20 protein-coding genes and 2 pseudogenes are annotated in these 26,177 nt (G+C 70.8%); 10 read left to right on the forward strand and 12 right to left on the reverse strand.

The annotated features are described in order from the left end of the window. Positions 1 to 58 precede the first annotated feature (58 nt). Positions 59 to 397, reverse strand: coding sequence for a P-II family nitrogen regulator (locus CES90_RS09580; protein ID WP_189781365.1), 339 nt, complete (start codon positions 395 to 397; stop codon positions 59 to 61). 204 nt (positions 398 to 601) lie between these two features. Between CES90_RS09580 and era the strand changes: the two genes are divergently transcribed. Then, positions 602 to 1,564 (forward strand): GTPase Era, encoded by a 963-nt coding sequence (gene era, locus CES90_RS09585; protein WP_373313279.1) that lies wholly within the window; start codon positions 602 to 604, stop codon positions 1,562 to 1,564. Positions 1,565 to 1,588: 24 nt separating this feature from the next. Here the strand turns inward: era and CES90_RS09590 are convergent, their stop codons facing one another. The 3 genes from CES90_RS09590 to CES90_RS09600 are packed head-to-tail and all read right to left on the reverse strand — an operon-like array spanning position 1,589 to position 6,428. After that, on the reverse strand, positions 1,589 to 2,038 hold the full coding sequence (locus CES90_RS09590) for a DUF4913 domain-containing protein (RefSeq protein ID WP_189781363.1): 450 nt from the start codon (positions 2,036 to 2,038) through the stop codon (positions 1,589 to 1,591). 4 nt (positions 2,039 to 2,042) lie between these two features. Continuing rightward, on the reverse strand, positions 2,043 to 6,068 hold the full coding sequence (locus CES90_RS09595; protein ID WP_189781362.1) for a trypsin-like peptidase domain-containing protein: 4,026 nt from the start codon (positions 6,066 to 6,068) through the stop codon (positions 2,043 to 2,045). A gap of 51 nt (positions 6,069 to 6,119) precedes the next feature. Further along, a complete protein-coding gene (locus tag CES90_RS09600; protein ID WP_189781361.1) occupies positions 6,120 to 6,428 on the reverse strand; it encodes a trypco2 family protein in 309 nt (102 codons plus the stop codon). 115 nt (positions 6,429 to 6,543) lie between these two features. Between CES90_RS09600 and CES90_RS09605 the strand changes: the two genes are divergently transcribed. Both CES90_RS09605 and CES90_RS09610 read left to right on the forward strand, forming a co-directional pair. Next, complete coding sequence (locus CES90_RS09605) at positions 6,544 to 7,044, forward strand: hypothetical protein (RefSeq protein WP_189781360.1); 501 nt, start codon at positions 6,544 to 6,546, stop codon at positions 7,042 to 7,044. A gap of 110 nt (positions 7,045 to 7,154) precedes the next feature. Further along, positions 7,155 to 7,868: a bleomycin resistance protein gene (locus CES90_RS09610; RefSeq protein WP_189781520.1), complete on the forward strand. Its 714-nt coding sequence runs from the start codon at positions 7,155 to 7,157 to the stop codon at positions 7,866 to 7,868. Between the two features lie 58 nt (positions 7,869 to 7,926). Here CES90_RS09610 and CES90_RS09615 read toward each other — a convergent pair whose 3' ends face one another. The 5 genes from CES90_RS09615 to CES90_RS09635 all read right to left on the reverse strand — a co-directional run bounded on the left by CES90_RS09615 (position 7,927) and on the right by CES90_RS09635 (position 14,131). Beyond that, positions 7,927 to 9,885 (reverse strand): protein-arginine deiminase domain-containing protein, encoded by a 1,959-nt coding sequence (locus CES90_RS09615; protein ID WP_189781359.1) that lies wholly within the window; start codon positions 9,883 to 9,885, stop codon positions 7,927 to 7,929. Positions 9,886 to 10,070: 185 nt separating this feature from the next. Further along, the gene (locus CES90_RS09620) at positions 10,071 to 11,375 is read right to left on the reverse strand and encodes an MFS transporter (RefSeq protein ID WP_189781358.1); all 1,305 of its coding nucleotides are present in this window, start codon (positions 11,373 to 11,375) and stop codon (positions 10,071 to 10,073) included. Continuing rightward, a complete protein-coding gene (locus CES90_RS09625) occupies positions 11,372 to 12,691 on the reverse strand; it encodes a GH1 family beta-glucosidase (protein ID WP_189781357.1) in 1,320 nt (439 codons plus the stop codon). The genes CES90_RS09620 and CES90_RS09625 overlap by 4 nt, the downstream gene beginning before the upstream one ends. A gap of 79 nt (positions 12,692 to 12,770) precedes the next feature. After that, positions 12,771 to 13,037, reverse strand: a complete 267-nt coding sequence (locus CES90_RS09630; RefSeq protein ID WP_189781356.1) for a protealysin inhibitor emfourin — start codon at positions 13,035 to 13,037, stop codon at positions 12,771 to 12,773. A gap of 20 nt (positions 13,038 to 13,057) precedes the next feature. Then, positions 13,058 to 14,131: a M4 family metallopeptidase gene (locus CES90_RS09635; RefSeq protein ID WP_189781355.1), complete on the reverse strand. Its 1,074-nt coding sequence runs from the start codon at positions 14,129 to 14,131 to the stop codon at positions 13,058 to 13,060. 429 nt (positions 14,132 to 14,560) lie between these two features. Between CES90_RS09635 and leuA the strand changes: the two genes are divergently transcribed. The 7 genes and pseudogenes from leuA to CES90_RS09670 all read left to right on the forward strand — a co-directional run bounded on the left by leuA (position 14,561) and on the right by CES90_RS09670 (position 22,177). Next, positions 14,561 to 16,282 carry a 2-isopropylmalate synthase gene (gene leuA / locus CES90_RS09640; protein ID WP_189781354.1) on the forward strand — a complete coding sequence of 574 codons (1,722 nt, stop codon included), beginning with the start codon at positions 14,561 to 14,563 and terminating at the stop codon, positions 16,280 to 16,282. A gap of 243 nt (positions 16,283 to 16,525) precedes the next feature. Further along, complete coding sequence (locus tag CES90_RS09645) at positions 16,526 to 17,170, forward strand: tellurite resistance TerB family protein (RefSeq protein WP_229913643.1); 645 nt, start codon at positions 16,526 to 16,528, stop codon at positions 17,168 to 17,170. A 223-nt stretch (positions 17,171 to 17,393) separates the two neighbouring features. Beyond that, positions 17,394 to 18,749 carry a cytochrome P450 gene (locus CES90_RS09650; protein WP_189781352.1) on the forward strand — a complete coding sequence of 452 codons (1,356 nt, stop codon included), beginning with the start codon at positions 17,394 to 17,396 and terminating at the stop codon, positions 18,747 to 18,749. Between the two features lie 149 nt (positions 18,750 to 18,898). Further along, a pseudogene (locus CES90_RS09655) lies at positions 18,899 to 19,495 on the forward strand (MMPL family transporter); the annotation flags it as partial. Continuing rightward, positions 19,405 to 20,166: pseudogene (locus tag CES90_RS09660) on the forward strand (sensor histidine kinase); the annotation flags it as partial. The pseudogenes CES90_RS09655 and CES90_RS09660, both read left to right, overlap by 91 nt. After that, positions 20,163 to 20,840, forward strand: coding sequence for a response regulator (locus CES90_RS09665; RefSeq protein WP_189781350.1), 678 nt, complete (start codon positions 20,163 to 20,165; stop codon positions 20,838 to 20,840). The pseudogene CES90_RS09660 and the gene CES90_RS09665, both read left to right, overlap by 4 nt. Positions 20,841 to 20,986: 146 nt before the next feature. Beyond that, positions 20,987 to 22,177, forward strand: coding sequence for a sialidase family protein (locus CES90_RS09670; protein WP_373313278.1), 1,191 nt, complete (start codon positions 20,987 to 20,989; stop codon positions 22,175 to 22,177). A gap of 46 nt (positions 22,178 to 22,223) precedes the next feature. Here the strand turns inward: CES90_RS09670 and CES90_RS09675 are convergent, their stop codons facing one another. Genes CES90_RS09675 through CES90_RS09685 form a run of 3 tightly spaced genes read right to left on the reverse strand, consistent with a single transcriptional unit; the run spans position 22,224 to position 26,176 of the window. Then, positions 22,224 to 23,150 (reverse strand): dihydrodipicolinate synthase family protein, encoded by a 927-nt coding sequence (locus CES90_RS09675; protein WP_189781349.1) that lies wholly within the window; start codon positions 23,148 to 23,150, stop codon positions 22,224 to 22,226. Between the two features lie 12 nt (positions 23,151 to 23,162). Then, positions 23,163 to 24,194, reverse strand: a complete 1,032-nt coding sequence (locus tag CES90_RS09680) for an oligopeptide/dipeptide ABC transporter ATP-binding protein (RefSeq protein ID WP_189781348.1) — start codon at positions 24,192 to 24,194, stop codon at positions 23,163 to 23,165. Further along, the gene (locus CES90_RS09685; protein WP_189781347.1) at positions 24,191 to 26,176 is read right to left on the reverse strand and encodes a dipeptide/oligopeptide/nickel ABC transporter permease/ATP-binding protein; all 1,986 of its coding nucleotides are present in this window, start codon (positions 26,174 to 26,176) and stop codon (positions 24,191 to 24,193) included. Before CES90_RS09685 ends, CES90_RS09680 begins: the two co-directional genes overlap by 4 nt. Position 26,177: the final 1 nt, after the last annotated feature.

Below are 26,177 nucleotides of genomic sequence, written 5' to 3' on the forward strand. Positions count from 1 at the left end.
GCGTGAGGGGTGGTGCCGCTCGGATCGGCGGCACCACCCCTCATCCCAGCCCACTGGCTCAGAGCGCGTCCGGCCCTCGCTCACCGGTCCGGACCCGCACCACCGTCTCCACCGGCAGCGCCCACACCTTGCCGTCGCCGATCTTCCCGGTCTGGGCCGCCTTCACGATCGCGTCGATGACGTCGTCGGACTCCGCGTCCTCGACGACGATCTCGATACGGATCTTGGGGACGAGGTCGACCTGGTACTCGGCGCCGCGGTACACCTCGGTATGGCCGCGCTGCCGGCCGTATCCGCTGGCCTCGGTGACGGTCAGACCGTGGACGCCCAGCTCTTGGAGGGCGGTCTTGACCTCGTCGAGGCGGTACGGCTTGACGATCGCGGTGATGAGCTTCATGCCTTGGCCTTCTGGGGGAGAGAGCGGACGAGGTGACCGGGGCGACGTGGCCCAGGACGCCGTGATCGTATGCGGTCCCGGCGTGGACCGTAAGGCTGCCGGTGATCGACTCGACTCCTGAACATGCCGCCGTGGCGGCGCGTGGGCGTTTCGGAAAGCTCACGTTCCGTGGTGAGTGCGGCGGGGCTTCGGCGATCAGGGACAATGGGCGCCATGAGCGTTCGTACACCGTCATCCGAGCAGCCGGCTGAAGCCGTCCACCGCGCCGGCTTCGCCTGCTTCGTGGGCCGCCCCAACGCGGGCAAGTCCACCCTCACGAACGCTCTGGTCGGCCAGAAGGTGGCGATCACCGCGAACCAGCCGCAGACGACGCGGCACACGGTCCGGGGCATCGTGCACCGCCCCGACGCCCAGCTGATCCTGGTGGACACCCCCGGCCTGCACAAACCGCGCACGCTGCTGGGCGAACGCCTGAACGACGTCGTACGCACCACCTGGGCCGAGGTCGACGTGATCGGCTTCTGTCTGCCGGCGAACGAGAAGCTCGGCCCCGGCGACCGTTTCATCGCGAAGGAACTGGCGTCCATCAAGAAGACGCCGAAGATCGCGATCGTCACGAAGACCGACCTCGTCGACAGCAAGCGGCTCGCCGAGCAGCTCATCGCCATCGACCAGCTCGGCAAGGAGCTCGGCTTCGAGTGGGCCGAGATCGTGCCCGTCTCGGCGGTCGGCGACAAGCAGGTGGACCTGCTGGCCGACCTGCTCGTCCCCCTCCTCCCGGAGGGCCCGGCCCTCTACCCCGAGGGCGACCTCACCGACGAGCCCGAGCAGGTCATGATCGCCGAGCTGATCCGCGAGGCCGCGCTGGAGGGCGTACGCGACGAGCTCCCGCACTCCATCGCCGTCGTCGTCGAGGAGATGCTCCCCCGCGAGGACCGCCCCGCCGACAAGCCCCTCCTCGACATCCACGCCTTCGTCTACATCGAGCGCCCCAGCCAGAAGGGGATCATCATCGGCCCCAAGGGCAAGCGTCTGAAGGAGGTCGGCATCAAGTCCCGCAAGCAGATCGAGGCGCTGCTGGGTACGCCGGTCTTCCTCGACCTGCATGTGAAGGTGGCGAAGGACTGGCAGCGGGATCCTCGGCAGTTGCGGAAGTTGGGGTTCTGACGGTTCGGGGTTCCCGGGGGCGGCTCAGTCGAGGGTGAACGGGTTCATGGAGCCCCGCTGGTCGAAGAAGAGCCCTTCCGGTGGGTCGAAGACGGGCAGTGGTTGGGGATTCTGGTGGCCTTCGGCACAGTGGGCGAACGGCCCTGTGTCGGGGTCCAGCAGGGCACGCATATGCGGTTCCAGATGGTGGATCCACCAGTTCGACATGCCGAAGCTGGCTTCCCAGCGCAACGCCTCCCAGGCACGCCACACGGAGTCCAGCCGTGAGAGTGCCTCGGCGTGTCGGTACCACTCCGGGCACCACACCCGCCCGGAGCCGAGGGCAGTACGCCCGACCAAGTAGATGAGCCGATCGGAGACGAATTCGGCCACGTGCGGATAGAACAGTTCCGCCGGGCGGGCGGCATCCTCCTCGTCCCGCTGGATGGCCTCGGCCGATTCGTCCCGCTCCTCGCCCTGGAGTGGTGATGCCATGACGTCATGCTCCCCTTCGTAGCTGTACTTCGATGGCCTCGGAGTGACGGCCGATGCGGTCCAGAGCCTTTGCGAGCCTGGTGACGCCCTTTGTCAGGCTCGCTTGATTGCGCGGGTCCTCGTCGACCAGACGCTGGAACAGGCGGACGGCCCGCCGCGCCGGTTCCACCGCACGGGCGGCCCGGCGACAGTCGTGGCGGCCACACCGGCTCAGGGTCCCGGCCAGGTCGTGGAGGAGCCACGCCGTGGGTCCCGGTTGTTCACCGGCGCGCCCGGCCAGCGTCAGGCAGGCCTCCTCCGCCTCCAGCGCGGTGCGCCAGGCCGCGGCCGTCCACCCCGCCAGGGCTTGCCCGTCGGCCAGCCGCAGGAGAGCGCGACAGAGCCAGCGCTCCTGGCCGGTCCGGTCTGTGGCGAGCAGCCGGCGCCGAAGACGTACCTCGTGCTCCGCGATCCGGACGGATTCGGGGTAGGCGCCCGTCTCCAGCAGGGCACGGGCCAGTTCCACAGAGGTGTCGGCCAGGTACACCTCATGTCCCGGGTCGTCGGCCGACAATTCCACGTGCAGTTCGTACGCCTCCCTCAGCACGGGAACCGCCCGGTGTGTCGTTGCCCTGGACGCCGCGTAGCTGGAGCCGAGGTCCTGCAGACAGAAGGCCAGGTCCATGCGCTCCTTCGTGGTGTCGAGCGGGAGCTTGCGGTAGAGCTGGAGCGCCTGGCGCAGTTGGATGCGGTGGGCGACCGGCCGGTCGTGCCTGCGGTACAGGTGGGAGAAGTCACGGAGGGCGCTGGCATACCCCTCCGCATAGAGGTTCGGGCCGTACTCACTGAGGCGGCGCAGGATGTCGAGCGCCTGATCCTGGGCCGCGCGCGCCTCCCGCAGTCGCCCCAGGGCCTCGTATGAGCGGGCGAGGTTGTGCGAGATGTCGGACCGGGTCTTCAGCTGACTCGCGCTGAGCGGGAGTTCGGCCTGCGCGTAGATATTCAAGGCCTCTTGGAAACCCTCGACCGCCGCCTCGTCGTCTCCCGTCTCCGACCGGAAGATGGCGAGCGAGCTCACCGAATGGGCCAGGCTGGGAGCCATGAGCCCGTAGGAATCGCGGGCCAGGACTCGGCGGTGCTCGATCGCTTCCCCGATGGATTCTCGTGCCGCTGCGTGATCTCCCGTGTCGAACTGGTCCCATGCGAGGTTGTGCAGCATCTGTGCCAGATCGGGGAGGTGGACTTGGGGGAGATCCCTGGCCAGAGGGCGCAGCAGTTCGATCGCCTCCCGTATCAGGGCCATCGACTCCGCGGGCGGGCGCGAGGCGGAGCTGTGGGCGAGGTTCAGGCTCATCAGAGCGTTCGCGAGGTCGTTGGTGTAGGCGTCGGGGTTCTCTCCGGACAACCGACGAGCCTCCTCGACCTCCTCCTCGTTCAGGGGCAAAGCCTCCGAATGCCGCTGGAGGCGCCAGAGGTTCGCACCCCGCGCCGCCAGGGCCGTGAAGAGCAGGCGAGGGTCCAGATCGGGATGTCGAGCCACCAGTCGGCGGGCGCGCCGGACGGCCTCCTCCGTGTGTTCGTCGGACCTGGCGATCGTGTCGAAGGGGAACTCGCGCGGGTCGAGTTGCCAGACCACCCCCGACTGTCTGATGAGCGCCCGTACGAGACCACGCTCGTGCTTCTCCGACTCCTCGCCGCCCTCTGCCGCCAGCGCACGGAACAGACCCAGCGCCTGTTCGCCGGCGACGTATGCCTCCGACAACCGTCCCGTCATACGCAGGGCACGGGACAGCGTCAGCAGCGACTCGGCCCGCTCCACGCGGTGCGCCGTCTCCCGGACTTCGGCCCGTTCGCCGATCGCCACGGCCTCGGCGGCGGCCTCGCGGGCTTCCTCCCAGTGACCGACCGCCAAATGCCGCTTGGCGAGGTTGTGCAGTGCCCAGGCACGGTTGCGGTACGTCTGGGGGGCATCCCCGGTGTCGCGGTACAGCCTGCTCAGTTCGCGGGCCACGTCGAGCGCGTAGTCGCGCAGCACATGGGAGTGTTCGGGCAGGGTGTCGGAGTGGGCGCGGAGCACGGCGGCGGTCAGGGGCATGTCGGCGGGTACGGAGCGCAGGGCCTCGCGCAGTCGCTGGACGATGCGGGCCGCCCGTTCCGCGCGGCCCTCGTTGGCGTGGGCCACGGCGGATCGGGCCAGCACGGTGAGGGTCTGCACCCGCTGGTGGGCCGGGGCACGAGCGAAGAGTCTCCCCAGCAGTCCCGCATCGTCGATGATGTGCTCGGAAGCGTGGTACTCCGCCAGCCGGTCCGGCTCCAACTGGCCCCAGTAGTGGTCCTCGGCGGGCGGATACAGCTCCCGCAGCCAGCGGGCGAACTCGCGGATCAGCTCCTGTGATCCACCGGGCAGCAGCCGGGCGAGGGTCTCGTGCGCCTCCTCCTCGTGCCGGGCGGGGCACAGTACGGCCGCTGCCACCGCCCCTTCGAACAGCCGCTGCTCGCGCGGCCCCATGCCCCACCCGTCGGCGGTGTCCCGCCAGTACCTCTTCTCGTGTTTCAGGAGTTGGGCCTCCAGCGGCCCTTCGTCCCGTTCGGGGTCACGCCCCCGGTGGAGCAGCGCCGTCAGGGCCGCCATCTGCACGGTCAGGGCCGTTTCCGTGCCGTGGCCGCCGTTTCCGGCGCCGTACGCCGGGAGGCTGTCCGCGATGGCGCGCCAGTCGACGTCCGTCTCGCGGGTCGCATCGGCCAGCCGGTGGGAGAGGCCCCGGGCCGCCGTCCGGAACGCGTGCTCCCGCTCCACGTCGCGAGGGCTGAGGGTGTGCAGCCTGATCTCGTTGGCGCGGAGGTCACCGGTCGCCGTGGTCTGCCAGGAGCCGAGCGAGCGCGCGAGCAGCAACAGGCGTACCGGATGACTGACTTCCTCCGCGTGATCCAGCAGCCGCCGGACCAGGTCGGGCCGGGTCTCGGCGTAGTCGACGACCAGGAGCAGCGGGTGCTGAAGGGCGTGCAAGGGATATCGGAGGGTGTGCAGGGGATGCGAATCGTACGGTGCGTCGCGGACTTCACCGGCGACCCAGCGGCGGTTCCGCAGCCGTGCCATCAGATGTCGTGCCAGCCGGGTCTTGCCCTGCCCGCCCTGCGCGGTGAGCACACGGACGGAAAGGAGGCCGTCCACGTCTCGCTCGCACCACTGCTCCAACTCCTCGAGTTCGTCCTCCCGGCCGTGGAACGACACCACCTCGGCGTCGGCTCGCAACAGCATGGTGGGGGAGGACACCAACCGTTTGGGCGGCGCCGGCTTCAACAGGCCGGTGTACTCGACGGGTTCGGGCTGCGGGACGACGGAGGTCGCCTCACGGACCGCCTCGCGGAACTCCGGCCAGGCCAGCAGGTCCTCGCTGGACGTGGCGAGCAGCCGGGTGCCCTGCTGCGGTCGGCGGTCGTCGCGCACCACACCGAGCAGCAGGTCCTGACCCTCGGCGAAGACGGCCGCGCCGGACATCCCGGACATCGCGGTGGTTTGCGCGGCGGTCGCGTCGTCGAGCCCATCCGTGCCATAGCTCATCCGGCTCGCAAGATCGATGATCTCGAAGGGGCCGTCACTGTGGGGCCGGACCTGGCCGGTCAGTTCCTCACGGCCTCGGGCCAGTTCCTCGCGGGCCCGGCGGGTCAGATCCTCGTGACCCCGGTCGCGCGCCGCCCGCTGCTGCCGGGGGAAGCCATGAGCGGCGACCGGGATCCTGGTCCCGCTCGTCACGAACCGGCCCCAGCGCTGCGGGCGGCGACCCTGGGCACCCCGCAGGGTGGCGGGTACCGGCCAGTCCCGGTCGTCGGCCGCGATCTCCAGCAGGGCGGCGTCCACGACGGTGTCGCACCGCCACGACCGCACCTCGGCGGCGACCCGCACGCCCGACCCGGGCACGGCCACGGTGACCTCTTCGCGCACCCCCTTCGGCGGCACCAGATGCGCCGCGGTCAACACGAGCCGCGGCGCGATCAGATAGCCACTGCCGAAGCTCCGGGCGCGGACCTGGACGACTTGGCCCCGCTGCATCGAACCACCCCCGTATCGCTCGCGGCCTACTCGACGTCCGTGTCGCTCGGCCTACTCGACGTCCCCCACAGCCACGTCCCCGCCCCCGCGCTGCTCCGGCTTCAGCGTCAGCGTCACGCGCTGGGTGGACCTCGCCGAGCGCTCCCGACGGGCGTCGGCCTCCACGACGCCGAACCGCAGCGCCCCGCCGCCGTTCCGCGTCCGCACCAGCTCGACCTCGAACTCCGCGGTGATCTCACCCAGGACCAAACGCAGCGGGGAACCCTGCCCCCGGCGCTGGGCCTCCGACAACTGGGCCCGCAGCACCTCCACGGCGTCCGCCAGGTCCAGCCAGTTCTCGTCCTGCCCGCCGATCGCCATGCGGCCCCCTCCGCCACCGTGTCATCGTGCGTACACATAGTAGTGATCGTGAGTTAGGGAGTCAGGGAGTCAGCGTGGTGATCGACGCACGAGGGGTGAATCCTGAGGGGCGAGTGTGGGGATTGTGTTGAAGGGCGTCGCGCGGATCCGCTGGGCGGAACTGCGCGACGCACAAGGGGCGTCCGCAGTGCGCATCCCGCCCCTGCTGTCCCGGATCGCGTACGGCGACGCGGACACCGCCCGGCTCGCCGTCGACGAACTGGGCGGCTCCCTCTGCGCGTTGGGGTTCGTCGTCGGCGAGGCCACGGCCCCCGCCGTGCCGTTCCTTCTGGAACTGGCCGGAACGCCGCACCTGCCGTGCAAGGCCGAGTTGCTGGGGCTGCTGGAGAGCATCTGCCGGGCCCGGCAGTGGCATGCGGCCGCCGGGGACGGCGGGCTCGGCGCGAACTACCGGCGGCAGCCCGGCTGGGAGCGGGCCGCCAGGGCCGCCGTGTACACCGGCCGACCGATCGTCGAGAGCCTCGCCTCCTCCGTACGGCCCGAGGAGGCCGGACCCGCGCGGAGCCTGCTGCGTGCGATGGACGAAGCGGCGCTGATTCCGGAGACGGAGAGCTGATCCGCCGTCGACGTCCGGTCGGTCGGTCGAGGAACACCGGCGGTGCTGGGTTTAATCGGTCTCCCCTTCTGGTCACGTTTGACTAGGGTGAGGGCATGGGTGAGAAGGGGATGGGTGAGAAGACGATTCCGATTCTTCCGTGCCGGACGCTCCAACCCGTTCTCGACTTCTACGTGGCCCTCGGCTTCGAGGTCACCTTCCAGCAACGCAGCCCCAACCCGTACGCGGTGGTGCAACGCGGCGGCATCGAGCTCCAGTTCTTCGGGCTCAAGCAGTACGAGCCGGCCGAGTCGGTGAGCACGTGCTACGTCCGGACCGACGACGTCGACGGGCTGTACGCGGCGTTCCGGGCCGGCCTCAAAGAGGCGTACGGGAGGGTCCCGGCCCGGGGGCTGCCGCGTATCGGGTCGCTGAAGGACATGTCGTACGGCATGCGCCAGTTCCTCATGACCGATCCGGGCGGCAACTGCGTCCGCGTGGGACAGCCGACGAGCGAAGATCAGCACCACCGGCCCGCGCCCCGGGAGACCTTCGCCCGGGCCCTGCGTCACGCCTCCCTCCTGGCGGACTCGAAGGAGGATCCGGCCCTCGCGGCGAAGGTCATCGACCGGGTGCTGGGGCTGGAGGACGAGAAGCCCACGGAGGTGCGGCTGCTGCAACTGCTCGTGCTGCGGGCCGATGTCGCCGCCCGGCTCGGCGACGAGGAGAAGGCAGCCTCCGTGCTCACCCGCGCCGCGGCGGTCCGGCTCACCGCCGAGGAACGGATCGAGGCCCGGGACGCCCTGGTGCGGCTGGAGGACCTGCGGGACCGCGGTCCGGCATGACAGCGCCGCCGCCCCGGCATCCCGGGGCGGCGGCGATGGTCGTACCGCTCGGTGGTCGCTAGCGCGTCCACCAGGCGGCCGACGTGTTCCTCAGGGTGTTCGTTCCGCAGTGGATCTCGCCCATGCCGATGTGGTACGTCTCCCAGTCGTCGATGTACGACACCTTCATGCCGGCGGACGTGTACGCGGCCGTCACCGCCTCGGTGAAGATGTCCTTGCCCGCGATGACCGGGCCCCACTGGCGCGGGGCGAGGTAGTGGGTGCGGCTGAGGACGATGCCGTTGACGGCGCCGGGGATGTAGGCGCTGGTCATGACCGGGGGGGCAGGGGCGGTGGGGCTGCCGGCCGTGAACCCGTCGCTCGTCGCCGAACCGTCGCCGGCCGTCGCCCGGTCGAGGTTGCGCTGCTGGCCGTACTCCCGTGCCACCTCCGGCAGTTCGGTGCCGGCGCCGAGGCGGGTCAGCCGGGGCAGACGGCGGCTCTCGGTGCCGCCTTGCTGGGTCTCGCCCACCATCTCCGTGCCCTGGGTGAACAGGGCGGGCACCCGCACGACCTCGGCGTCGGTCACGCCCGTCTCACGCTTGAGGATCGCGAGGTTGGCCTCGATACGGCGGGTCGCGAGGTTGTTGTCGGAGACCAGGTTCTTGGAGGCGAGCGCCTTGGAGATGGTCTCCGTGGGCATGGAGTTCGGCGTGTCCTTCGGCAGGGAGAACACCCTCGTCGAGCCGTGCCCGGCGTCCTTCGCGTCGCGCAGGAGTTTCAGACCGGCCTCGGGGTCGGCGATCGCGAGCTTCCAGCCGCGCGGGGTGTCGGCGGGCAGGAACTGCACGAACTCGTCGACGTGGCCGACGTGCAGCCAGGACGTGTCCAGGAAAAGGGGCTCCTGGAGGCCCTGGGACTTCAAAAACGTACGCATCACCTTCGCCGGCTTGGAACCGGTGTCCGGGCGGTGACCCATGATGATCCGGCCCGCCGGGAACGAGCGGTTGTTGTGCGCGTACGGCGGAATGGTCTCCACGTTGCCCATGGAGTTGAGGGTCCACTCCTCGGAGTCCTTGGCCCCGGTCACCTGCACGACGCCGATGTTCCGGCCGCGCATCTTCTCGAACAGCTCCCGGCCCGCCTCCCGGTCCAGCTGGGCGGAGCGCAGCATCACCCGCATGGTGTGCCGCTTGCCGTTCGTACCGGTCATGCTGACGTACCCGGGCTCCACGAAGTCCTGTGTCCAGATGTCCTGGTACTTGGTGAAGTTCACGGTCGGCTGGGTGATACCGGCCGCCCGTGCCTCCTTGTCCAGGCCCTCGCGGAAGACGCGGTTGAGCTTCGCGTAATCGTCGTTGCCGGAGATCTTGGTGGCCAGCAACTGCTGGGCGTTCTGCAGATGATGGTGGGTGAGGAGCGGGGCGACGCGCAGGGTGACGGTGTCGGCGGAGGTGCCCGCGGAGGACTTCACGGTCAGCCGGATGCGGGCCAGCCCGTCCCACTTCGCGGTGTCCCGGATCACGTCCCGGGCCTCCACGCCGAACTCCACGCCGGCCTTCAACTCGGCACGCGTCAGACGGGTCTTCGCGGTGACCGGCTCCCACTTGGTGCCCCGCTTGACGAAGACCCGGGTCTGCGCGGCACCCGCGGTGACCTTGACCGTGCCCTGGGCCCCGCTCTTCAGACTCCGCATCGGCACGGAACGCACCCGGGCCAGGTCGGCGACGTCGGCGGTGCCGTTCACCTTGGCGTCGGAGGCGTCGTTGCAGGCGGCCAGCTTGGCATCGGAGAGGGGCTTGCCCTTGGGGCCTGTGGTCGCGCAACGCCTGCTGTCGTCGTCGATGTTGGGCAGCATCAGCGCGCCCCGCCCGACGGACCAGCCGTCCTCTCCGGCGGTGTCGGTGGAGCCGGTGACGTCGACCTTCCCGTCCCGGTTCACGTCCACCCGCAGATCGGTCGGCGGGGCTCCGGCCGCGAAGGCGGCGGGCACGGCGAGCGAGGGCGTCGCGAGCAGGGTGCCGGAGACGGCGAGCACGGCTATCGCCCGCCGGACGGGGCGGGTTCGGGAGACTCCGGAGGATCCGACGTTTTCGGATGAACGCGGGGGCACAGTGCGTCCCTTCGGCGAGGGGGTGATCAGCACTGAAGACGTGCGGAATCACAGATCCGTTGCCTGTGCGCACCCTGTGAACGGATGTGAAGGGATGTGAACGCAGCGATCTACTCCACGCCGCGGATCCGCCCCACGAACACCGCCCCCGCCAGCCCGATCACCGCCGCCACCAGGTACAGCGCCCGATACCCGCCCAGATACGCCACGATCGGCGCGGCCACCACCGGGGCCGCCACCTGGGGCAGGGAGTTGGCGACGTTGATGACACCGAGGTCCTTGCCGCGGTCCACGGCCTTCGGCAGGACGTCCGTCATCAGGGCGAAGTCGACGGACGCGAACACGCCGAAACCCAGGCCGAGAAGGGCCGAGGCGACGATCGTGCCGGGCCAGGTCGGCCAGGCCGCGATCGTGCCCGCCGCGACCGCCATCACCACACCCGACCAGTACACGAACGGCTTACGACGCCCCACCCGGTCCGACCACACCCCCGCGACCACCACCGTGGACAGCAGCATCACCGCGTTCACGGCCGTCAGGATCAGCACGCCCTGCTCGGGGTCGGGGTACCGGACGCGGTCCCGCAGGTAGTAGAGCAGGTAGAGAAGCCCGATGCTGTTGCTCAGGTTGACCAGGAAACGCGTCAACCAGGCCCAGCCGAAGTCCGGATACCGGCGCGGGCTCAGCCAGAAACCGGACAGGAACCCCCGCCAGGACCACACCGGGCGCGCCGCCGCCGGCAGCCTCAGATCCCGGTGGAACACCACGTACGGCAACATCCCCGCCAGCGTGAACACCGCGCACGCCGCGTACCCCGCGCCCACACCCCCGGCCAGTGTCGCCAGCCCCGTGCCGCCGACCACGCCGAGGATCTGTGCCGCGCCCAACCAGCCGCCCACGGAACCCCGTTGAAGGCGCGGCACCCGGTCCGGCACCGCCGCGGTGACCGCCGCCCAGGACGCGTTCAGCGTCAGCTGGACCAGGGACCAGCCGATCACCATGGTCCACAGCCCGCCCGCGCCCGCGAGCAGCAGCAACGACAGCGCGCCGCCCACCGCCCCCGCCACGATCCACGGCGTACGCCGCCCCCACCGTGACGTCGTACGGTCCGACAGCGCGCCGAACAGCGGTGTGGCGAGGAGTGAGACGACCGCCCCGGCGCCCGTCACCCACGCCAGCATCGTCTCCTTCGACATCCCCGAACCGGGCGCGAAGTCCTCCGCCTGCAGGGCCAGCAGGATCTGCAGCGGGCCGTACCAGCCCACCCAGATCGCCCCGTTGGCCAGCGCCAGCGCCGACGTCCAGCCCGGCCCGACCCGCTCGACGGGCTCGGCCAGGGCATGGGCGGCCGAAGGGCCCTCGGATGCCGAGGGGTTCTCGGATGCCGGGGGGTTCTCGGATACGGCATCCGTCATCTCTGCGCCCGCAGGAGCTCCTGGAACCACCGGTACGACGCCTTCGGTGTCCGCGCCAGGGTGCTGTAATCCACGTGCACCAGCCCGAACCTCCGCGCGTACCCCTCCGCCCACTCGAAGTTGTCCAGCAGCGACCACACGAAGTACCCGCGTATGTCGACGCCGGCCTCCGAGGCACGGTGCAGTGCCCGGATGTGCCCGTCCAGGTAGGCGATGCGCTCCTGGTCGTCGACGCCCTCGTACGCGCAGCCGTTCTCGGTGATGACCACGGGCGGCAGCCGGTCGCCGTAGCGCTCGCGGAAGCCGGTCAGCAGCTCGGTGAGGCCCTCGGGGACGACGGGCCAGCCGAAGTCGGTGGTCGGTACGCCCTCGATCTCCTTGACGGTGAAGGGGAGTTCGGCGGGGATCGTGACACCGCCGAACTCGATGTCCTCGCCCTCGGGGGCGCCCACCCGCGTCGGCGCGTAGTAGTTGATGCCGTACCAGTCGAGAGGCTCGGAGATGATCTTGAGGTCGGACTCGATGTCCTGGCCCGGCATCAACTCGCCGATGCCCTCCGGGTAGGCGCCCAGCAGAACGGGTTCCGCGAACAGACGGTTCAGGAGCAGGTCGTAGAAGCCGGCCGCCTCCAGGTCCGGCTGCTCCTGCGACGCCGGCCAGGTCGGCCCGTGCGAGTTGGCGATGCCGATGTCCGTGATCCCCGCCGCGCGCAGGGCCCGTACGGCGAGGCCATGGCCGAGCAGTTGGTGGTGGGCCACGGGCAGCGCGTCGAACATGAGCTGCTTGCCGGGGGCGTGCGTACCCAGCGCATGGCCCAGCAGGGTGTGCTCGGCGGGCTCGTTGAGCGTGATCCACTTGGCTATCCGGTCACCGAGCCGGGCGGCGACGGTCGCGGCGTACTCCGCGAAACGCTCGGCGGTGTCCCGGCTCAGCCAGCCGCCGGCCTCCTCCAGCGACGACGGCAGATCCCAGTGGAAGAGCGTCGGCACCGGCTGTACGCCCGCCGCGACCAGCTCGTCCACCAGGCGGTCGTAGAAGTCGAGGCCGCCGGGGGAGTTCACCCGGGGCCAGGAGACGGAGAAGCGGTAGGCGCCCACGCCGAGGTCACGCAGCAGCGCCACGTCCTCGGGGTACCGGTGGAAGTGGTCGCAGGCCACCGCCGCCGTCGAGCCGTCCTTGATGTGGCCCGTCCCGGCCGAGAAGGCGTCCCACACGGAGGGCTCGCGCTCGTCCGCGGCCCCCTCGATCTGATGGGCGGAGGTCGAGACGCCCCACAGGAAGCCGGCCGGGAACTGAGGTATCGGGTTCGTCGCCATGGGCGGATCATCCGTACCACCGGTAACAGAAGTCAACGGCTGAGGGTGAACGACCTGTTACCGGGTCCGGGTACCAGGGCTACGCGCCTTCTTTCAGTACCCGCGAAATCAACTCCCGCTGCTCCTCCGTCAGTCGGGGATCCGCGCAGTACACCGTCTTTCCGTCCACGGAGATCTCGTACGCGAAACCGTCCGGTACCCCGAGCGGCGGTGAGCCCCGGCCGGCGGCGAGTGCCCGCTCGGCCAGGGCGTGCCATTCCAGGGCATCGGGCCGCCCCGAGGTGTCCAGCACCGCGTGCCGCTCGATGCCCGCGAAACCGCCCGTGCGCCGCACTTCGATACGCATGGGTCATGTCTAGTACGGAACTACAGTGTCCGCACGCCGACCTGCTCCCAGGCCTTCAGTACGGCCGTCAGCTCCTCGCCCTGCCCGTACCGGTCCTTCGCCGCCTTCACGGTCAGCGTGGCGAAGTCGACGAACAGCGCCTGCTCCTTCAGTTCGCCGCCGGTGAGGACGTCGTACCAGATCTGCCCGGCCCGCTCCCAGGCGTGGCCGCCGAGGGCCGTGGCCGCCAGATAGAACGCCTGGTTGGGGATGCCGGAGTTGATGTGGACGCCGCCGTTGTCGCGGCCGGTGCGGACGAAGTCGTCCATGTGCGCGGGCTGCGGGTCCTTGCCGAGGACGTCGTCGTCGTACGCCGTACCAGGCGCCTTCATCGAGCGCAGCGCGGTGCCCGTGACACGCGGGGCGAGCAGACCGGCGCCGATCAGCCAGTCCGCCTCGGCGGCGGTCTGGCCGAGGGTGTACTGCTTGATGAGGGCGCCGAAGACGTCCGACATGGACTCGTTGAGGGCGCCCGGCTGGCCGAAGTACGTCAGGTTCGCCGTGTACTGGGTGACGCCGTGGCTGAGTTCGTGGCCGATGACGTCGATCGGGATGGTGAAGTCGAGGAAGATCTCGCCGTCGCCGTCGCCGAACACCATCTGCTCGCCGTTCCAGAAGGCGTTGTTGTAGTCGCGGTCGTAGTGCACGGTCGCGTCCAGCGGCAGCCCGTTGCCGTCGATCGAGTCCCGCGCGAAGGACTTCCAGAACAGCTCGTAGGTGGCGCCCAGGCCCGCGTACGCGCGGTTGACCGTGGCGTCCTTGCCGGGCTCGTCGCCCTCGCCGCGGACCTTCCTGCCGGGCAGCGTGGTGGCGTGCCCGGCGTCGTGGATCGTGCGGTGCGGTTTGCCCGCCTCGGCGCCGGCCGGGGCGGCGATGGCGGGGGCGCCGATGACCGTGGTCAGGCGGCGGCGGGTCCGTTCGAGCGCGTCGCGCTCCAGGGTGCGGCGGGCGGCGCCGGAGAGTGCGGGGTCCTCGGCCCGGGCGAGTTTGTCGAGGACGTGTGGTGGGACGACGGTGCAGAAGATGGGCTCGTGGCCCCCGTTTTTGGTGGTCATCTCCGCACGATCGCACTCCGTTAGGGGCGTGTCACTAGGGGCAACCTTGATTGGTGAAATGTGAGCGTATGGGTTGCGTTTCGTTGTCGCCGTGTTACTCAGGGTTGAGATCGGGCTGCGGGTGATTCGTGGTCGCTCGCGCCCACGCGGCGGAGCCGCAAATCGACGCAGCCCGCGCCCTGGAGGGGCGCTCCGGCGGCCGCATGTGACCTAGTGCACCTTTTGCCCCCTTTGGCTCTGTGGTCCCGCATACTGATACGGCCCCCCGCGGGAAGCGCGACTCAGTTAAGCTGCCTCGCATCATGCGTTTCGGGCTGCTTCTTCTTAGCTGCCGCGGCGAGGGCCTGTAGTCCAGGTCGACTCCCTCCCCGCGGAGCTTCGTGTTGCGTGTCGGCCGTCCATTCGGACACCAAGAGGAGCCCCGCAAACATGGCGAACCGTCAGCAGCCCAGTTCCATGCCGATCCACAAGTACGGGCGTTACGAGCAGGTCGACATCGCCGACCGCACCTGGCCGAACAATCGGATCACCGTCGCCCCCCGCTGGCTCTCCACCGACCTGCGCGACGGCAACCAGGCCCTGATCGACCCGATGTCGCCCGAGCGCAAGCGCCGGATGTTCGACCAGCTGGTCAAGATGGGCTACAAGGAGATCGAGGTCGGGTTCCCCGCCTCCGGGCAGACCGACTTCGACTTCGTACGGTCGATCATCGAGGAGCCGGGGGCCATCCCGGACGACGTCACCATCTCCGTACTGACCCAGGCCCGTGAGGACCTGATCGAGCGGACGGTCGAGTCGTTGAAGGGCGCCAAGCGCGCCACCGTGCACCTGTACAACGCCACCGCGCCCGTCTTCCGCCGGGTCGTGTTCCGTGGCTCCAAGGACCAGATCAAGCAGATCGCCGTCGATGGTACGCGGCTGGTGATGGAGTACGCGGAGAAGCTGCTGGGCCCGGAGACCGAATTCGGGTACCAGTACAGCCCCGAGATCTTCACCGACACCGAGCTGGACTTCGCGCTGGAGGTCTGCGAGGCGGTCATGGACGTGTGGCAGCCCGGACCGGGCCGCGAGATCATCCTCAACCTGCCCGCCACGGTGGAGCGTTCGACCCCGTCGACCCACGCGGACCGCTTCGAGTGGATGGGCCGCAACCTGTCCCGCCGCGAGTACGTGTGTCTGTCCGTCCACCCGCACAACGACCGCGGTACGGCCGTCGCCGCCGCCGAGCTGGCGCTGATGGCCGGTGCCGACCGCGTCGAGGGCTGTCTGTTCGGGCAGGGCGAGCGAACCGGCAACGTGGACCTGGTCACCCTGGGCATGAACCTGTTCTCCCAGGGTGTCGACCCGCAGATCGACTTCTCCGACATCGACGAGATCCGTCGCGTGTGGGAGTACTGCAACCAGATGGAGGTCCACCCGCGCCACCCGTACGTGGGCGACCTGGTCTACACGTCCTTCTCCGGCTCCCACCAGGACGCCATCAAGAAGGGCTTCGACGCCATGGAGGCGTCCGCGAAGGAGCAGGGCAAGACCGTCGACGACATCGAGTGGGCGGTGCCGTACCTGCCGATCGACCCCAAGGACGTCGGCCGGTCCTACGAGGCGGTCATCCGCGTCAACTCGCAGTCCGGCAAGGGCGGTATCGCGTACGTCCTGAAGAACGACCACAAGCTGGACCTGCCGCGCCGGATGCAGATCGAGTTCTCCAAGATCATCCAGGCGAAGACCGACGCCGAGGGCGGCGAGGTCACCGGCGGCGACATCTGGGCCGTGTTCCAGGACGAGTACCTGCCGAACCCGAACAACCCGTGGGGCCGTATCCAGGTCCGCAACAACCAGTCGACCACCGACACGGACGGCGTGGACACGCTGACCGTGGAGGCGGAGGTCGACGGCACGGAGACCACCCTGGTCGGCACGGGCAACGGCCCGATCTCGGCGTTCTTCGACGCCCTGCAGGGCATCGGCATCGACGCCCGCCTCCTGGACTACTCCGAGCACACGATGAGCGAGGGCGCCTCCGCGCAGGCCGCCTCCTACATCGAGGTCGCCATCGAGGACAAGGTCCTGTGGGGCATCGGTATCGACGCGAACACGACGCGTGCGTCGCTGAAGGCGGTCGTCTCGGCCGTCAACCGCGCGGCGCGCTGACCAGCCTGACCAGCGGTGTGAATGCCCCGTTCACCGGATTTCGGTGGACGGGGCCCGTCGTTTACCGGCCAAACACTGTGCGGGGACCGGGAAGGGCTCGTCCGGAGTACTGACTGGGCCTCGCCGATGTGGCTAACATCACGCAAGCGCGGCGATGTTGCCGTGGGGTTACGGAGGTGCGACGTGCTGCCAGTACGGAGATCACGGGGGCCGGTCGGCCGTGTCGCCGGGCTCTCGCGCGTCATGGGTACCCGGACCGCGTGGACCGGCGTCGGTGACGGCGAGTTCTTCTGCCCGGGCTGCGGAGGCGACCGCAACTACCAGCGCCTCACCGGCCGCCGCCGCTTCACCCTCCTCGGGGTGCCCGTGCTGTCGCGCGGCGAGACCGGCCCGGTGGTGGAGTGCGCGGCCTGCCGCCGCCACTACGCGACCGACGTCCTCGACCACCCCACCACCACCCGCTTCTCGGCGATGCTCCGCGACGCCGTCCACACCGTCGCCCTCGCCGTCCTGGCCGCCGGCGGCACCTGTGCCCGTACGTCTCTGTCGGTCGCCGCCACCACCGTCCGCTCCGCCGGCTTCGACGACTGCACCGCGGACCAGCTGGGCGCCCTGGTCGAGGCCCTCGCCGCCGACACGGGCCGCCTCTACGGCGCACCGTGCGGAGCCGGCCTGGCCATAGAGCTCCACGAGGCCCTGGACCCCCTGGCCCCCCACCTCGCCCCGACCGGCCGCGAGGCGATCCTGCTGCGGGGCGCGCGCATCGCCCTCGCGGACGGCCCTTACACCCCCGCGGAACGCGACGTCCTCTTCACGGTCGGCGCGGCCCTGACCATCCACGCCGACGAGGTGACCCGACTGCTGGCGGAGGCCCGGACGCCGTCCTGAGCGGCTCACGGTCGCGGACGCCGTCCTGAGCGGCTCACGGTCGCGGACGCCGTCCTGACCGGCTCGCGTTCTTCATATGTGCGCCCTTCATTCATACATGCGCACTTCGAGTCACGTACTTGTCACGTTCTTGCCTCAAGCGCCGTATCGGGCGCTCGCATGGGCCATGCAGGGGTGGGGATGGTGGCGAGAGAGAGCCCCCCACGGCACTGCGAGGTCCACGATGACGAAGACCGACGCGACGAAGACCGACACCTCTCCCACCGCCCCCGGCGCACTCCCGCTCATCGGCCACGCCGGGCGGCTGGCACGTGACCCCCTGGGCTTCCTTGAGTACCTGCGGACGCTGGGGCCGGTCGTGCGCATCCGGCTGGGGCGCACCCCGGTCCACGTGGTCAGCGCCCCCGAACTCGTCCAGCGGATGCTGCTGGCGGGCAACGGGGTGGAGTTCGACAAGGGCGGCCCCTTCTTCGACCAGGCCTCCCGGATCGTCGGCAACGGCCTCTCCACCGCGCTCGCCGGGCCGCACCGTCCGATGCGCGCCCTGCTGCGGCCCGTGTTCGCCCGTCAGCGACTGCTCCACCACACCCAGCGGTTCCACGACTGCGCCCGCGAACTGTCCGCCGCCTGGCAGCCCGGGCAGGTCGTCGACGCGTACACGGAGATGAAGCGCTTCGCGGTCGCCGTGCTGGCCCGGACCCTCTTCCTCGCCCCCGAGGACCGGCGGGCCGTCGATACCGTCCAGCGCAATGTGCCGACACTGCTGGGTGCCCTGGGCACCCACATGATGGTGCCCGGCAGCAGCCGGCTGCCGACCCCCGAGAACCTGCGCTACGCGCGGGCCTCCCGCGAGACCCGCGAGGCCATCCGGACCATGATCCGGCGCCGGATGAGCGACCCCACCGACCACCGGGACCTGTTGTCGGCGCTCGTACCCCCCGACCGCTCGGCGCCCCACACCGAACAGGAGGTGTACGACCAGGTCCTCACGTTCTTCATCGCCGGCACCGAGACCATGGCGAGCCTGCTCTCCTGGACGCTGACCCTGCTGTGCGACCACCCGGACGCATGCGAGCGGCTGGTGGCCGAACTGGACGAGGTACTGGGCGACCGCCCCGTCACCCACGAGGATCTGCCGCGCCTGACCCACCTCAAGCGCGTGGTCAACGAGTCACTGCGCCTGCACCCTCCCGGCTGGCTGCTCAGCCGTGTCACCCTCGTCGACACCGAACTGGGCGGTCACCGGCTCCCCGCCGGTGCGGGGGTGCTCTTCAGCCCCTACGCCCTCCACCGCGACCCGCGCGTGTTCGCCGCCCCCGACCGGTTCGACCCCGACCGCTGGACCGGCCCCCGCGTCGGCCGCCCCCAGCGTGAGGCCTTCATCCCGTTCGGCGCGGGTGCCCGCCGATGCATCGGGGACACGTTCGCGGTCGCCGAGGCGCAGGTGGCCCTCGCGGTGATCCTCCGCGAGTGGCGAGTACGCCCGGCCCCGGGCAGCAGGCCCCAGGCCTTGCTGCGGATCACGATGCGCCCCCAGGGCGTACGACTGATCCTCGACCGCCGGCCGGACCGCTCCTGACGCTCGCCCGTACTCCCGGGGGAGTAACACGGCCACCGTGCCGACCCGGGCAGTACGCCTCAACTCGCTCCCGCGTCCGACGAATCCGCCCTCCTCCGCCGGGAGTCTGGTGAACGTCCAGACACCCGTTGAGGAGGGGGGACCCCGGCATGGGGCCCGGAGAGAAAACCGTACGTGCGCGTCGGCGAGCCGTGCCCTGGCTGGTGCTCGGGCTGTGGGTGGTGCTGCTTGCCGTCGTGGCGCCGTTCGCGGCCAAGTTGTCGGAGGTGCAGCACGACCGGGCGGTGGACTACCTACCGGCGAGCGCGGACTCCACCCAAGTGGCGAAGATCCAGGAGCGGTTGCCCGGCGGTGAGACCACCGAGCTGGTGCTCGTGTATCACCGGGAGGGCGGGCTGAGCGCCGCCGACCGGACCGCCGCCGATGCGCAGGTCGCCGAGATCGGGGAGCGGGACCGGCTGGTCGCCGAGCCGGAGGGGGTGCCGTCGGAGGACGGGACCACAGTCATGTACCCGGTCGCGAGCAACGGGCCCGGTACGGACGAGAAGCTGCGGGACGAGTTCGTCGGGCGGGTCCGCGAAGTCGCCCACAGCGAGGGCGGGCTGACGGTCGAGGTGGGCGGGCCGGGGGCCCTCGCCACCGACGCGAGCAAGGTGTACGAGTCCCTCGGCGGGCCGTTGCTCTACACCACCGTCGCCGTCGTGGCCGTCCTGCTGATCATCATCTACCGCAGCCCCGTGCTGTGGCGGAGGAGCGGCTGCGGATCGCCCGCGACCTGCACGATCTGCTCGCCCACAGCATCACCCTGGTCGGTGTGCAGACCTCCGTCGCCGCGCACGTCCTGGCCGCCGACCCCGACCGCCTCGACCGCGCCGCCGTCGCCCAGGCACTCGACGACATCGCCGAGACCTGCCGCACCGCCCGCGGTGAACTCCGCGGCACGCTGGAGGTGTTGCGCGAGTCCGAGCACAGCGGCGGTCCCGGGGCGCGCGGCCCGCTGCCCGGCCTGGACGGCCTCTCCGACCTGGTCGACGCCGCCCGCACGGCGGGGGCCCGCGTGGAGGTGGAGGTCGCGGCGGACGGGGTGCCGTCCGGGGTGGGCGCGGCCGCGTATCGCATCGTGCAGGAGGCACTGACCAATGCCGTACGACACGGGGGAGCGGGAGTGGGGATACGGGTGGGGCTGCGGGCCGGGGGAGGGGCGCTGCGGGTGACGGTGACGGATGAGGGGGCGGGCCCGACCAAGGGCTCCGGGGGCTCGGGCAGTGGCTCCGGGTTCGGGCTGCTCGGTATGCGGGAGCGGGCGCGGAGTGTGGGCGGCACGCTGGAGGCGGGGCCGCGGCCGGAGGGCGGCTTCGAGGTGGAGGCGATGCTGCCGCTGGGTACCGGCGAGGGGCGTACGGGGTGGGCGCGATGAGCGAGGGCACGATCCGGGTACTCCTGGCGGACGACCAGAACCTCGTCCGCGCCTCCTTCGCCATGCTCGTGTCGTCGGCGCGGGACATGGAGGTGGTGGGGGAGGCGGCCACGGGCCGCGAGGCCGTGGAGCTGGCCCGCACCGCCCGCGCCGACCTGGTCGTCATGGACCTGCGCATGCCCGACCTGGACGGCATCGAGGCCACCCGGCTCATCGCGGCGGACGAGGACCTCGCGGGCGTACGGGTCCTGGTGCTCACCACCTACGACACCGACGAGCACGTCGTGGAGGCCCTGCGCGCCGGGGCCTCCGGCTTCCTGGTGAAGGACGTGCGGCCCGCCGAACTCCTCGACGCCATCCGTACGGTGGCCGCCGGCGACGCCCTGCTCTCACCCGGCCCGACGGCCCGCCTCATCGCCCGCCTGCTGCGCGGCCCGACCGTGCGGCAGACCGCCGAGGCCGGCCCGGAATGTCTTTCGGACCGCGAGAAGGAGGTCCTCACCCTCGTCGCACGCGGCCTCAACAACAGGGAGATCGCCGACACGCTGGGCCTGAGCCCCCTGACGGCGAAGACCCACGTCAGCCGCATCATGGGCAAGCTGGGCGCCCGGGACCGGGCACAGCTGGTCATCGTGGCGTACGAGTCGGGGCTGGTGACGCCGGGCGCGGTGTGACGAGACCTGTCCGAAGGTATCGGGCCCGGCTGACGCCACACCAGACCCCAAGTGGCTCTTCGGTGTTGCCGAGCCCCGTACGACCCCATAGGTTCGCCTGGACTCCGACGTCCCGGGCCGGGGACGCCCATGCCAGGGGAGCCGCCTTGTCCACGCTTCGTCTGACGGCGCTCGCCGCCGCCGCGGTCACCGTGCTGGCGGCGAGCCGCGTGGCCGCCGCGGCGACGCTGCCGACCCGTGGCTGCCTCTCCTCCGTCCCGTACGTCTCCGGCCAGGGCGGCTACGACACATACCGCATCCCCGCCACGATCACCACCCGCGGGGACGCCGTGCTGGCCTTCGCGGAGGGCAGACGCAACGGCGCCGGCGACACCGGCAACATCGACGTCGTCCTGCGGCGCTCGATCGACGGTGGCTGCACCTGGGGCCCGCAGAAGGTGGTGACGGCGGGGAAGGGCAACACACGCGGGAACCCGGCCCCGGTGGTGGACCCGAGGACGGGCCGGGTGGTGCTCGTGACGTCGTACAACGCCGGAACGGTGACCGAGGCCCAGATCATGCGTGGCGAGGTGACGCCCGAGCAGAGCCGCCGCGTCTTCGTCCAGACCAGCAGGGACGACGGCCGTACCTTCACCGCACCCCGGGACATCACGGCCGACGTGAAACTCCCGGCGTGGCGTTGGTACGCCACGGGCCCGGGCCACGCCGTCGCCCTCACCCGAGGCCCCCACGCGGGCCGCCTGGTCGTCCCCTCGAACCACTCGTCGGCCCCACCGCAGGACTCGACCGACACCGGCCGGGAACCCGGGTACTACGGCGCCCACGCCATCTACTCCGACGACGGCGGCACGACCTGGACGATCGGCTTCGTCGACGACTCCTACGACGGCATCGACAACGCCAACGAGAGCGTCGCCGCCGAACTCCCCGACGACCGCCTGTACTTCAGTGCCCGCGACGAACGGGGTACGAGCCCCGGCAACCGTCTGGACGCCTACTCCAGCGACGGCGCCGAGACCCTCGACCGCCCCTACACCGTCCAGCCCACCCTCACCGACGTCCCCGTCGTCCAGGGCTCCGTCCTCCAACTCCCCTCCGGCGGTCCCCTCCTCTTCTCCGGCCCCTCCGTCCCCACCACCCGCCAGTCGATGTCCGTCTGGAGCAGCGGGGACGCCGGCACCACCTTCACCAAGTCGACGACCCTCTCCTCACGCCCCGCCGCCTACTCCGACCTCGTCCGCCTGAACAGCACCCACGTGGGGCTCCTGTACGAGACGGGCACGACCGGCCCGTACGAGAGGATCGAGTTCCGCCGACTGCCGCAGTCCGCTCTGTAGCCGTTCTTGTCAGCCGTTCTTGTTCAGCCGGTCTTCTCAGCCGTCCTTAGAGCAGCCCTGCCGCCGCCAAGTACTTGCCCACCTGTTCGATCTCCGCGTCCGACAGCGGTACCTGGGGCTCCGCCGTGGCGCCGCACGCGATGATGCCGCGGAGCTGGAGCGCGGCCTTGAAGGCGCCCAGGGCCGAGGAGCTGCCGCCCATGCGGGTGGGGGTGCCGACGGTGACCATGGCGAACAGGGCGCACAGGCGTTCCTGTTCGGCTCGGGCGCGATCCCAGTCGCCGGCGCGGCAGAGGCGGTCGAGGCGGACGTAGCCGGCGGGGTCGATGTTGGCGAGGCCGGGGACGGAGCCGTGGGCGCCCATGGCGAGAGCGGCGTCGATGGTGAGTTCGGAGCCGGTGAGGGTGGTGAACTCGGGCCTGGACCGGGTGCCGGTGATCACGTTGCGGAAGTTGGCCAGGTCGCCGCTGGAGTCCTTCAGGCCGGCGATGACGCCTTCCCCGGCCAGCTCCAGGATCAGGTCCGCGCCCAGTTTCGTGTGCACGCCGGCCGGGAGGTCGTACGCGTAGACCGGGACGGGGGACTCGGCGGCGAGCAGCCGGTAGTGGCGGGCGATCTCCGCCGGGTGGGTGCTGGTGTAGAAGGGGGCGGTCACGACCACCGCGTCCGCACCCGCCGTCGTCGCGGAGCGGATGTGGTCCAGGACCCTCGGGGTCGTCATGTCGATCGCGCCGGCCAGGACCGGCACGGCGCCCGCGACATGCGCCGTCGCCGTCTCCACCACGAGGCGGCGTTGCGCGTCCGTCAGATACGCCGCCTCCGACGTCGTACCGAGGACGAACAACGCGTCCACCCCGCCGGTCAGCAGATGGTCGAGCAGCCGGATCAGGGAGGGGACGTCCACCTCGCGGGCCGGTGTCAGGGGCGTGCAGACGGGCGGTACGACTCCGGTCAGCGGGGTGGGCACGGGCATCCTGGGGCTCCCTTACGTTCGGTGCGGCTCGGGCGGGACCGACGCCGCTTGGGTGACCAGGTCACGCGTCGACTCGTCCTCCTGCACAGGATGATGGCAACGGAAGCGGTGTCCGGGCGTCGACGCGGCCGTGAAGACGGGCATCGTGTCCGCGCACTCCTCGGTCGCCTTCCAGCATCGGGTACGGAACGGGCAGCCGCTCGGCGGACGGGTCGCGGACGGGACGGGGCCCACCAAGGGGATCGGATCGATCGGGTCCAGCAGGCCCGGTGTCGCGGAGAACAGGGCCCGGGTGTACGGGTGGCGGGCGCTGTCCGTGACCCGGTCGGCCGGGCACTCCTCCACGATCCGGCCCAGATACATGGTGATCACCCGGTCGCTCATCCGTCGTACCGTCTGGATGTCGTGCGAGACGAAGACCAGGGCGAGGCCGAGGCGTTCCTTCAGGTCCAGCAGGAGGTTCAGGATCTGGGCGCGGACCGAGACGTCCAGCGCGCTCGTCGGTTCGTCGGCGACGACGAGGTCCGGGTCGAGGGCGAGCGCGCGGGCGATGGCGACCCGCTGGCGCTGACCGCCCGACAGTTGGCCGGGCAGGCCGTCCGCCAGCACCGGCGGCAGACCGACCAGGGACATCAACTCCCGTACGCGGTCCTCCCGTTCGGCCGGAGTGCCGCGCCTGTGCACGTCCAGCGGGTCGCGCAGGATCTGGCGGATCGTCAGGCGGCGGTTGAGGGCCGTGGACGGGTCCTGGAAGATCATTCCGGTGCCGGCGCCCACCGTCACCCGGCGCTCGGCCGGCGGCATGGACCACAGGTCCCGTCCCCTGAAGGTGACCGTCCCGACCGTCGGCCGCTCCACGCCCACCAGCACCTTCGCCAGCGTCGACTTGCCGCAGCCGGACTCGCCGACCACACCGACCGTCTCACCGGGCGCGATCGTCAGGTCGGCGCCGGTCAGGGCGTACACCCGGTCGCGGGTGAACAGGCCGCCGCTGCGCGCCTTGTGGACGACATGGGCGTCGGACAGTTCCACGAGCGCGTTCACCGGGCCACCCCGCTCTCCGTCAGGTCCACGGCCGGGTGGTGGCAGGCCGCCCGGTGCGTGGGCGGGCCCAGCAGGCCGGGGGCCGTCGTACGGCACACCTCCGCCGCCATCGGGCAGCGGTCGGCGAAGCGGCAGCCGTCGGGGAAGTCGGCGGGGGAGGGGACGACGCCCTTGATCTGCGTCATCCGCTCGGCCGCCGACTCCAGCGACAGGACGCTGCCGAGCAGCCCGCGCGTGTAGTGGTGGGTGGGGGACTCCACCAGGTCCGCCGTCACCCCGGTCTCGACGATCTGCCCGCCGTACATGACGACCACCCGGTCGGTCACGTCCGCGACCAGTGCCAGATCGTGCGAGACGAGGATCAGGGCGAAGCCCAGTTCCTCGCGCAGCCGCAGCAGCAGCTCGATGACCTGGGCCTGCACCGTCACGTCCAGCGCGGTCGTCGGCTCGTCGGCCACGATCAGCTTCGGGTTGCGGGACAGCGCCATCGCGATCAGGACGCGCTGGCGCTGCCCGCCGGACAGCTCGTGCGGGTAGCTGCGCAGGGTGCGCTCGGGGTCGAGGCCGACCATGGTCAGCAGCTCGGGCGCGGTGCGCCTGCCGCCCCGCCGTACGACCTGCTTCAGCTGGGCGCGGATCGTCATCGCCGGGTTCAGCGAGGACAGGGCGTCCTGGTAGACCATCGCCATCTCGTGGCCGAGCAGCCGACGCCGTACGCGCATGGGCTCGCCCACCAACTGCCGCTGGTCGAACCGGACATGGCCGCGCACCCGGGCGCCCTTCGGCTCCAGCCCCATCACGGCCAGCGCGGTCAGCGACTTCCCGCAGCCGGACTCGCCGACCAGGCCCAGCACCTCACCGGGGTGCACCTCGAAGCTGATGCCGTCGACGATGTCCACGCCCCGGTGACGGTTGTCGAAGCCGATGGCGAGCCGCTCCACGGCGAGCACCGGTTGACCGCCGCCCGGCAGGGGCCGCGCCCGGGAGCGCAGCCGCCGCGCCGCCTCCGTCAGCCCGGGCAGCTCGGTGACCTTGCCACTGCCCGGCTCGGGAGTCTCCAGGGCGTCGGCCGGCCGGTCGTCCTCCTCCCGCCGCTCCACGTCCCGCGCGACCGGTGCCGCCCATGCGTCGGACACGCCCTCGGAGAGGATGTTGAGGGACAGCACCGTGATCAGCATCAGCAGGCCGGGGAAGACGGTCGCCCACCAACCCCCGGTCAGTACCATGTTCTTGCCGTCCGCGATGACACTGCCCCAGGACGGGTCCGGCGGCCGTACGCCCGCGCCGATGAACGACAGCGACGCCTCGAAGACGATGGCCTCGGCGACCTGGACCGTGCAGAACACCAGCACCGGGGCCGCGCAGTTGATGGCCACGTGCCGGATCACGATGTGCGGGGTGCGCGCTCCTATCACCCGTTCGGCGGTCACATAGTCCTCGCCGTACTGGTCGAGGACGTTCGCCCGTACGACCCGTGCGACCGGCGGCGTGAACAGGAAGGCGATCGCGCAGATCAGTACCTCGATGCCACCGCCGAAGACGGCGACCAGTACGGCGGCCAGCGCGATGCCCGGGAACGCCATGACGACGTCCAGACAGCGCATCAGCGTCTCGTCGACCGCCTTCCGCGAGGTCGCCGCCACGGCCCCGACGAACGCCCCCACGACCAGGGCGAGCCCGGTCGCGCCCAGCCCGATCGCGAGCGACCAGCGCGCCCCGTACATCAGCCGGCTCAGGATGTCCCGGCCGAGACTGTCCTGCCCCATCCAGTGCTCGGCGGAGGGCGCCCCGGTACCGCCGACCAGCGCCTGCTGGTCGAGCGGGTCGTGCGGGGCGAGCAACGGCGCGAGCAGCGCCGTGAGCACCACGACCGCCAGGAGACAGACCGCGACACGCGACAGCAGCGGCAGCCGGCGCCAGCCGCGCGACCGGATGCCCGGCCGCGACAGGGCCTCCGTGAGCCGCTTGCGCGTGGTCACCATC

Origin of the sequence: Streptomyces capitiformicae (assembly GCF_002214185.1) — a bacterium.
In the GTDB taxonomy this organism is placed as follows: Bacteria; Actinomycetota; Actinomycetes; order Streptomycetales; family Streptomycetaceae; genus Streptomyces; species Streptomyces capitiformicae.